Below are 7,581 nucleotides of genomic sequence, written 5' to 3' on the forward strand. Positions count from 1 at the left end.
CGACCTGGCGACGACGCCTTCGCTCTGTCGGGGTAGTCAACGGCAAAGCGACACCGTCGGGTGCAGGTTGGGGTGACGACGCGCCGACCGGTGCGCCGACCGGCGGCGAACGGCCCCCTGGCAGTGACCCAGGACACGCCCACCCAACCGATCATCGGTACGGCCGTTCAGCGCTTCGCGGCGGGCGACTAGCGCCCGAGGGATACCGAGGACATGTTGAACTCCGGCACCCGGACCGGCGGCATCGCGGCGCGGGTGAACCAGTCCTTCCACTCCCGCGGGATCGTGCGCTGCGTGGCCCCGACCTCGGTGGCCCGGCGCAGGACGTCGAGCGGGGAGTAGTTGAAGCGGAAGTTGTGGTCGACCTCGCCGACCACCTCACCACCCTCCACGAGGTAGACGCCGTCGCGGGTCAGCCCGGTGAGCAGCAGGGTGGTGGGGTCGACCTCGCGGATGTACCAGAGGCAGGTGAGCAGCAGGCCGCGTTCGGTGCCCGCCACCAGATCCGCCGTGGACGCCGCCGACCCGCCGGTGAGCAGCAGGTTGTCCCCGGCCGGGGTGAATCGGGTGCCGAACTCGGCGGCCTCGGCCCGGGAGTAGACGAGCTCGCGGATCGCGCCGTCGGCGATCCACTCCACCCGGCGGGTGGGGGCGCCGTTGTCGAAGACCGAGATGCCGTCGCCGGAGCGCGCGGCCGTCAGGAACGGCTCGTACTCCAGCCCGGGAGCGGCCGGGTCGCTCGCCAGCGTGAGCGGCAGCGTCGTGAGCTCCTCCCCGACGCGCACGCCGTGCGGCCCGGCCAGCGCGCTGCGGCCCTCCTGCGCCGGCCGCCCCTCCATCGACCAGGCCAGGTAGACCATCAGGTCGGACACCGCCGAGGGCGGCAGCACGGTCTCGTAGCGACCCGCGGGCAGCGTGACGCGCCGCTGCCCCCAGTCCAGCCGCCGGCCCGCCTCGCCGGCCAGCGCCACCACGTCGACGTCGGTGAAGTCGGCGGTGGAGGCGCCGACCCACGCCGAGCTCGCGAGGTCCGGGGTCTTGGCGTTCAGCTCGACCGAGCCCGTGGGCTGCACCCACCGCCCGCGGATCCCGGTGGAGGTGCCCAGCCACACCGTGGAGAGCTCGTGGCTGGCGAAGCCGTACTGCCGGTGCGGGCCGCCGAGGACCTCGGCCAGGCCCTCGGCGAACCCGCCGAAGACCCCGATCGAGGTCTCGGCCGCCGGCTCGTCCCAGGCGGGGCCGGACGCCGCGGGCTCCAGCAGCGGGGCCGCGTCGTCCGCCGGACCGGCGTCGCGGGCCGCCGCCTCCGCCGCGCGCACGAGCTGTTCGAGCTGCGCGACGTCGGTGACGGCGACGCTCGAGCCGACCACGCCGGCCGCGACGCCCCCCTCCAGCGCGACGAAGGCGATCACCGTGGTGCGCCGCGACGTCGTGTGCCCGTTCGTCGTCATCGTCGAGTTCGCCCAGCGGAGCACGGCCTCGCTCGACTCCCGCACGAGCACCGCGCAGCCGTGCAGGTGCCCCGCCGCCGCGAGCGTGCGTTCGACGACCTCCTGCGGGCGGATGACGCCGGTCATCGGGCCTCCTCCTGCGTGTTCAGCACGTTCACGCCCCGGAACCGGGCCACCGGGCAGCCGTGGCTCACCGCGGCGATCTGCCCCGGCTGGGCCTTGCCGCAGTTCATCGCACCGTGCAGCTGCCACGTCGACGGCCCGCCGACCGCGTCCATCGAGCCCCAGAAGTCCGTGGTGGTGGCCTGGTAGGCCACGTCGCGCAGCTGCCCGGCGAGCTTCCCGCCCTCGATCCGGTAGAACCGCTGGCCGGTGAACTGGAAGTTGTAGCGCTGCATGTCGATCGACCAGGACTTGTCGCCCACGACGTAGATGCCGCGTTCGACGCCGGCGATCAGCTCCTCGGCCGTGGTGTCGCGCGCCGGGTCGGGCCGCAGCGACACGTTGGCCATGCGCTGGATGGGCACGTGGTGGGGTGAGTCGGCGAAGGCGCAGCCGTTGCTGCGGTCCAGGCCCAGCCGGGGCGCGAAGGTGCGGTCCAGCTGGTATCCGACCAGCACACCGTCCCGGACGAGGTCCCACTCGCCGGTGGCGACGCCGTCGTCGTCGAACCCGATGCTGGCCAGCCCGTGCGGCACCGTGCGGTCACCGGTGACGTGCATGTGCTCCGAGCCGTAGCGCAGCGTGCCGAGCTGGTCGGGGGTGGCGAAACTGGTGCCCGCATACGCCGCCTCGTAGCCGATGGCGCGGTCGTACTCGGTGGCGTGGCCGACCGACTCGTGGATCGTGAGCCACAGGTTGCTGGGATCGATCACCAGGTCGTAGGTGCCCGCCTGCACCGACGGCGCCGACGTCCTCTCTGCGAGGAACTCGGGGATCACGGCGAGCTCGCCGTCGAAGTCCCAGCCGCCGTGCCCGGTGAGGTACTCCCAGCCGCGCCCGACCGGTGGGGCGGTCGAGCTCATCGTCTCGAACCCGCCCGCCGCGCGGTCCACCGCGGTGGCGGTGATCGACGGCTCGATCCGCACGCGCTGCTGGAGGGTGCGGGTACCGGCGGTGTCGGCGTAGAACTTGTGCTCCCGCACCTGCGCGACCCCGACGCGCACGTGGTCGACGCCGTCGGCGGCCAGCAGCCGCTGCGACCACTCGGTGAGCAGCGCGATCTTCTCGCGCGTGGGCACGGCGAACGGGTCGACCTCGTACGGCGAGACCCACTCGACGTCGGCGTGCACCGGCTCGCCCGCCCGCTCGACGCGCTCGACCGCCACCGGCGCGAGCGTGCGCGCCACCACGACCGCCCGCTCCGCCGTGGCCGCCGCCCGTTCCGATGTGAGCTCGACGTGCGAGGCGAACCCCCACACACCGTCGACGATCACGCGCACCGCGAGCCCGAGCGTGGTGGTGTCGCTGACGGCACTGACCGAGCCGTCGCGCAGGTCGATGCCTTGGGACAGGATCCGCTCGACGCGCACGTCGGCGTGCTGGGCGCCGAGCTCGCGGGCCCGGCCCAGTGCGGCGTCGGCCAACGCGGCGAGCGGGAGCGCGCGGAACTCCGGGTCGATCCGGTCTGCGGGCATGTGCCCAACCTACTGATCGCCCACGCCCTCGATCACGCCGTCCACCGCCGGCGCGGGCGGCTCCGCCGGCCCGACCAGCCGCACCACCGCGTCCGGGCCGATGCGCAGCACCTGGTCGGCGAACCGGTCGCCGTCGAGGTCGACGGCCACCACGAGATCGATGCCGTCGGAGTCGAGCACGGTGTCGGGCCTGCCGTCCCCGTCGGTGTCGAACCCCGAGCCGACGTCGATGCCGGCGACGTCCTCGGGGACGTGCCCCGGCCCTCGGGGCTCATCCATCGTGCTCGCTCCCGGGATCGGCGGCCAGGCGCGCCAGCTCGCGCTCGACCGCGGCGCGGCGGTGCAGCACCGCGGTGTCGAGCGCGGCACCGGCCGCACGCTCCAGTTCGACGAGCCGGCGGTCCAGGTCGGCGTCGATGGCCGCGGCCGCCGCGGTGAGGACCTGCTCGGCGCCGCGGTGCAGCCGCGCCCGCTGCGCGGCGGTGCGCCGGGAGACGGCGGCGACCACGACCGCGGCGGCGCCGGCGCCCACCGCGAGGGGCGTGAGCGCGGCACCCCCCAGTGCGGGCAGCCCGAGCAGCGGCAGAACCGCCAGCGGGAGCAGCGCCAGCCTCCACAGCGCGGCGCCCTCGACCACCCCCGTCAGGAGCGACGGGACCGGGTCGAGCGGCTCCGGGGCCGGCGGGACGCGGACGGCCCGCGGAGGCGGCAGCGCCGGGAAGCCCGGCTCCATCGCCAGCCCGCGTTCGGTGGCGATCCGTCGCAACGGCGGGCGCAACCCCTCTCCCCACGCGAGGGCGACCGCCGCGCCCACCGCGGCGACGGCGTCCTCGAGCCGGGCCGGGAGCCGCTCGCGGACCTGCCGGTCGCCCCTGCGGACGTGCGCAGCCACCTCCCGCCGCAGCGCCGCGAGCGCGGCGGCGGCCTGACCGGCGGCCGCCAGCCGGCTCAGGGCCAGGCAGCTGCGCAGCTCCCCGCGGTGCCCGCCGCCGAGCCGGGCACGCAGTTCCCGCAGCTCGGCACGGCGCGCCCGCACGGCATCGGCGTAGCGATCCGGCATGGACCCAGGCTCGCAGCTCCCGGCGCCGTGGGGGCCGGAACGGCCGGGAACGTGTGCACCTGCAAACGGTCCGGATCGGCGCCGGTCCCAGCGGCACCACCCGGTGGTCCTCCGGTTCCCGGGTCCCCCCACGCCCCGGGAACCGGAGGGATGGCACGCGGGCGCCCCCGCGGCCCGCGCAGCCTGCGCCGCAGCGGCCTGCCGGTGCTGCGAGGAACCCCTCCGTCCCCGCAATGCCCGGCGGCGTGGCCGCAGCTGCGGCTCCGAGCATGCGGGCACGTCGACGTCCGGAGGTCCGTAGAGATACCCGGATCAGGTCACGCCTGGGTCACGGCGGCGGCCGACCCGTCACACCTGCGTGCGACGGCACGCGCAGACCGCCGTTCCACCTGGTCGCAGAGGGTACAGGGGAGTCGGAGCGGTCGCGGACGCCACCACCCCAGCGGGCGAACCACGGGTCGGGAGCAACCACTCTGCGGGTTCGCGCGTCCTCCATGGTGTGACGACGGTCCTGCGCCCCCACAGCGCACCCCCGTACGGGCGACCCGATCGCCCCGACCCGCAACCCGTCCCGGGCCTCTTCGTTGTCCCGGTGGAGCGGACCCGTCTGGAGGATGTGTGAGCGCCGTTTCATCCGCCCGTGTGGCCACGTACAGCGGGCAGGCCCCGGCCGCCCCTGCGCACGCGCACCGGCCCACCCGCAGGCCTGGGCCGCAACCGCAGCCGCATCGGACCCGCACGCCGTTCCCGACGGTGTCGGTGATCGTGCCGACGCGCAACGAGGCGCGGAACCTGGAGATCGTGCTGCCCGCCATCGCGGCGGTGCGACCGACCGTCCACGAGATCATCGTGGTGGACGGCAACTCGACCGACGGGACGATCGAGACGGCCCAGCGGGTCCTGCCATGGGTGAAGATCGCCCAGCAGACGCGCAAGGGCAAGGGCAACGCCATGGCGTGCGGGTTCGCCGCGGCCACCGGCGACGTCGTCGTGATGTTCGACGCCGACGGCTCCGCCGACCCCGCCGAGATCCCCGCGTTCGTGTCCGCGCTGGTGGCGGGCGCCGACTTCGCCAAGGGCAGCCGCTTCACCCCCGGCGGCGGCAGCGACGACATCACGCTGCTGCGCAAGAGCGGCAACGCCGGGCTCAACGGCGTCGCGAACGCGCTGTTCGGCACGTCCTACACCGACCTCTGCTACGGCTACAACGCGTTCTGGGCGGACCTGCTCCCCCTGCTCGAACTGCCGCCGGTCGATGCGCCGGCTCCCGTCGAGGGAATGCTCTGGGGCGACGGCTTCGAGATCGAGACCGTGCTGAACTGCCGGATCGCCGCGGCCGGGCTGAAGATCACCGAGGTGCCGTCGATCGAGCGGCAGCGGGTGTTCGGGGACACCAACCTGCGCACCTTCGCGGACGGCGCGCGGGTGCTGCGTACTCTTCTTGCCGAGCACCGGCGGGCCGACCGCCGCTCGAACATCAGCGCCGCGCGCGACCGCCGCTTCTGAGCCGACGGTCGCCCGGTGAGAGGAGACCGCCAGTGAGCAGTCCGGTCGTCACCGCGACCGTCGTGATCTGCGTCTACACCGAGAAGCGGTGGGACGACATCGTCGCGGCCGTGCGTTCGGTCGCCGCCCAGGACGTGCGGGCGGCGGAGACACTGGTGATCGTCGATCACAACCCGGCGCTGCTCTCGCGCGCGCAGCAGGAGTTCGGGCCCCACGGTGTGCGGGTCCTGCCGAACGCCCACAAGCAGGGTTTGTCGGGGGCGCGCAACACCGCCATCGCCGAGGCGGCGGCCGACGTGGTCGTCTTCCTCGACGACGACGCGGAGGCCCGGCCCGGCTGGCTCGCCGCGCTCCTCGCGCCCTACAGCGACCCGACGGTCGCGGGCGTGGGCGGGGTCGCGCACCCGCGCTGGCCCACCAACCGGCCACGCGTGCTGCCCAGCGCAGCGCCATACGACCCGAACGCCACCGGCGAGCTCGACTGGATCGTCGGCTGCACCTACACGGGCCAGCCCGGGTTCCAGACCGAGGTGCGCAACCTCATGGGCTGCAACATGTCGTTCCGACGCGAAGTGTTCGCCCGGGTCGGCGGCTTCGCCGAGGACATCGGGCGCATCGGGAAGAACCCGCTGGGCTGCGAGGAGACCGAGCTCTGCATCCGCGCCCGGCAGGCCTACCAGCGGGCGGGCGAGAAGATCCGGATCGTGTTCGAGCCCGCCGCGGTCGTCGACCACCGGGTCAGCACCGACCGCGTCGAATGGGCCTACCTGCGGCGGCGCTCCTGGTCGGAGGGCCTGTCGAAGGCCGCCGTCTCCAAGCTCGTGGGCAGCGAGGACGCGCTGTCCACCGAGCGCAGCTACGTGGCGAAGGTGCTCCCCACCGCGGTGCTGCGCGAGCTCAAGGAAGGCCGGGTGTCGTCGGCCTTCGCCGTCGTCACCGCACTGGCCTGCACGGCCGCCGGCTACGCCCGCGGAAAGCTGCCCGGCGCCACCGCCGGGGTGCGGCTCCCGGCCGCGCAGGCGCCGACCGCCCGCCCGACCAGTGGTGGCTGACGCGCCGCACCGCCCGATCACCAGCTTCGTCCACCACCGCAGCAGGCTCACCGAGGGCCAGCAGCACGCGTGGGACCGCTGGTGGCCCGAGCGCGGCCGGGACGTCGCCGACCTGCTCGGCGGCGCGGAACCGTACGACCCGGCGTCCTGGTTCGGGCGCACCGCGCCGCTCGTGCTGGAGATCGGGTCAGGGATGGGGGAGTCGACGGCGGCGCTCGCGGCCGCCGCGCCGGACGTCGACCACATCGCAGTGGAGGTCTACGAGCCCGGGCTCGCCCAGCTGCTGATGCGGACCACCGAGCTGGGGCTCACCAACGTGGCGCTGCTGCGCGGCGACGCCGTGGCCCTGCTGCGCGAGCGCGTGCCGCCCGCGTCGCTGGCCGGAATCCGGATCTTCTTCCCGGACCCGTGGCCCAAGCGGCGGCACCGCAAGCGCCGGCTCGTCCAGCCGGAGTTCGTGGCGCTGGCGGCGTCGCGACTGGTGCCCGGCGCCACCCTGCACCTCGCCACGGACTGGGACGACTACGCCGTGCAGATGCGCTCGGTGTGCGACGCCGAGCCGGCGCTGCGCAACACCGCGGCGGACGAGCCGGGCGGCTGGACACCGCGCCCGGACTGGCGGCCGGTCACGAAGTTCGAGCAGCGGGCCCGCCTCGAAGGCCGCGAGGTGCACGACCTGATCTACCGCACCCACGAGTCGCGGCCCTAGACCCGCGAGTCGGGGCCCCACCCCCGCGAGTCGGGGCCCCACCCCCGCGAGTCGGGGCCCCACCCCCGATGCTCCTATGGAAGTCAACCCGTGATCTGAAGATCTTGGTGGCTGTGGGTTAGGGCGGTGTAGACCTCGCGGGCGACGTAGCGTTTGAGGCATCGGA

Annotated in this window: 7 protein-coding genes; 3 read left to right on the forward strand and 4 right to left on the reverse strand. The window is 74.4% G+C overall.

Annotated features, from left to right (window positions below):
• Nucleotides 1-188: 188 nt before the first annotated feature.
• Genes CFP66_RS09735 through CFP66_RS09750 form a run of 4 tightly spaced genes read right to left on the reverse strand, consistent with a single transcriptional unit; the run spans nt 189 to nt 4,148 of the window.
• Nucleotides 189-1,577: a metallopeptidase TldD-related protein gene (locus CFP66_RS09735; RefSeq protein ID WP_094922294.1), complete on the reverse strand. Its 1,389-nt coding sequence runs from the start codon at nt 1,575-1,577 to the stop codon at nt 189-191.
• Nucleotides 1,574-3,088: a TldD/PmbA family protein gene (locus CFP66_RS09740; protein WP_094922296.1), complete on the reverse strand. Its 1,515-nt coding sequence runs from the start codon at nt 3,086-3,088 to the stop codon at nt 1,574-1,576. Before CFP66_RS09740 ends, CFP66_RS09735 begins: the two co-directional genes overlap by 4 nt.
• A 9-nt stretch (nt 3,089-3,097) precedes the next feature.
• Nucleotides 3,098-3,367, reverse strand: coding sequence for a hypothetical protein (locus CFP66_RS09745; RefSeq protein ID WP_094922297.1), 270 nt, complete (start codon nt 3,365-3,367; stop codon nt 3,098-3,100).
• On the reverse strand, nt 3,360-4,148 hold the full coding sequence (locus tag CFP66_RS09750) for a hypothetical protein (protein WP_094922299.1): 789 nt from the start codon (nt 4,146-4,148) through the stop codon (nt 3,360-3,362). Before CFP66_RS09750 ends, CFP66_RS09745 begins: the two co-directional genes overlap by 8 nt.
• Nucleotides 4,149-4,790: 642 nt before the next feature.
• On the opposite strand from CFP66_RS09750, the gene CFP66_RS48490 reads away from it, so the two are divergent.
• The 3 genes from CFP66_RS48490 to trmB are packed head-to-tail and all read left to right on the forward strand — an operon-like array spanning nt 4,791 to nt 7,415.
• Nucleotides 4,791-5,654: a glycosyltransferase family 2 protein gene (locus tag CFP66_RS48490; protein ID WP_233159262.1), complete on the forward strand. Its 864-nt coding sequence runs from the start codon at nt 4,791-4,793 to the stop codon at nt 5,652-5,654.
• Between the two features lie 32 nt (nt 5,655-5,686).
• Entirely contained in the window at nt 5,687-6,706 is a 1,020-nt protein-coding gene (locus tag CFP66_RS48495) for a glycosyltransferase family 2 protein (protein WP_094922302.1), read from the forward strand.
• Complete coding sequence (gene trmB / locus CFP66_RS09765) at nt 6,699-7,415, forward strand: tRNA (guanosine(46)-N7)-methyltransferase TrmB (RefSeq protein ID WP_233159263.1); 717 nt, start codon at nt 6,699-6,701, stop codon at nt 7,413-7,415. Before CFP66_RS48495 ends, trmB begins: the two co-directional genes overlap by 8 nt.
• Nucleotides 7,416-7,581 lie beyond the last annotated feature (166 nt).

Source organism: Pseudonocardia sp. MH-G8 (assembly GCF_002262885.1).
Lineage (GTDB): Bacteria > Actinomycetota > Actinomycetes > Mycobacteriales > Pseudonocardiaceae > Pseudonocardia.